Source organism: Pseudomonas sp. HMWF021, assembly GCF_003061005.1.
Lineage (GTDB): Bacteria > Pseudomonadota > Gammaproteobacteria > Pseudomonadales > Pseudomonadaceae > Aquipseudomonas.
This window is the reverse complement of record NZ_QAIK01000197.1, coordinates 1-1,095: the sequence shown is the minus strand read 5'-3', so window position 1 is coordinate 1,095 and position 1,095 is coordinate 1. Positions and strand designations below refer to the sequence as shown.

The 1,095-nt window shown below is 58.4% G+C and carries 2 protein-coding genes; both read left to right on the top strand.

Translation table 11 applies throughout. The annotated features are described in order from the left end of the window. On the top strand, nt 1–176 hold a 176-nt coding region (locus DBR18_RS27985), incomplete at its 5' end, for a cytochrome o ubiquinol/quinol oxidase subunit IV (protein ID WP_177482449.1). 10 nt (nt 177–186) lie between these two features. Then, nucleotides 187–1,074: a heme o synthase gene (gene cyoE / locus DBR18_RS27980; protein WP_108592771.1), complete on the top strand. Its 888-nt coding sequence runs from the start codon at nt 187–189 to the stop codon at nt 1,072–1,074. Nucleotides 1,075–1,095: the final 21 nt, after the last annotated feature.

Below are 1,095 nucleotides of genomic sequence, written 5' to 3'. Positions count from 1 at the left end.
TGTTCGCGGTAATCCAGGTGATCGTTCACCTGTACTACTTCCTGCACCTGGACCGTTCGATTGCACAACGTAACAACGTGATCGCGTTTGTCTTTACGGCCATCGTGATCCTGCTGCTGGTTGGCCTGTCGCTGTGGATCATGTTCAGCATCCACACGTACATGATGGCGAAGTGAGGTAGACCCGATGTCGCTCAAGCACTTTATCCAAATCACCAAACCGGGGATCATTTTCGGTAACGTGCTTTCTGTGGCAGGCGGGTTCTTCCTGGCCTCGAAAGGGCATGTAGATCTGGCGGTGTTCCTGGCCGCCATGATCGGCACTTCCCTGGTTGTGGCCTCCGGTTGCGTGTTCAACAACTGCATCGACCGCGACATCGACCTGAAGATGGAGCGCACCAAGAACCGGGTGCTGGTACAGGGCTTGATCTCCCTGAAACTGGCCCTGGCCTACGCGACCATCCTGGGTGTTCTCGGCGTTGCCTTGTTGTACAAGGTGGCCAACCCGTTGGCCGCCCTGTTCGCGGTAATCGGCTTCATCATCTACGTCGGCTTCTACAGCCTGTACCTCAAGCGCAAGTCGGTTCACGGCACGCTGGTGGGCAGTCTGTCGGGCGCCATGCCGCCAGTGATCGGTTACGTTGCCGTAACCAACAGCTTCGACATGGCCGCACTGACCCTGCTGGTGATGTTCAGCCTGTGGCAGATGCCGCATTCCTACGCCATCGCGATCTTCCGCTTCAACGACTACCTGGCTGCATCGATTCCGGTGCTGCCCGTCAAGCGCGGAATCGAAGTGGCCAAGAAGCACATCCTGCTCTACATCCTGGCGTTCCTCGTGGCGACCTTGATGCTGACCTTCAGCGGTTACGCCGGCATGAGCTACCTCGCCGTCGCCGCGGCCATGGGCATGTACTGGCTGTACATGGCCTGGACCGGCTACAAGGCGGTGGATGACACGGTCTGGGCACGCAAGCTGTTCGTGTTCTCGATCTTCACCATCACCGCCCTGAGCGTCATGATGTCCCTGGACTTCAAGGTGCCGGCCGAGCTGCTGCTGACGTACGCGCCGTAAGGCTGGATGGCTTCACGAAAA

Excerpts from the sequence above, each read along its gene's own strand:
- cyoE (WP_108592771.1), top strand. The coding sequence starts at position 187 with ATGTCGCTCAAGCACTTTATCCAAATCACCAAACCGGGGATCATTTTC.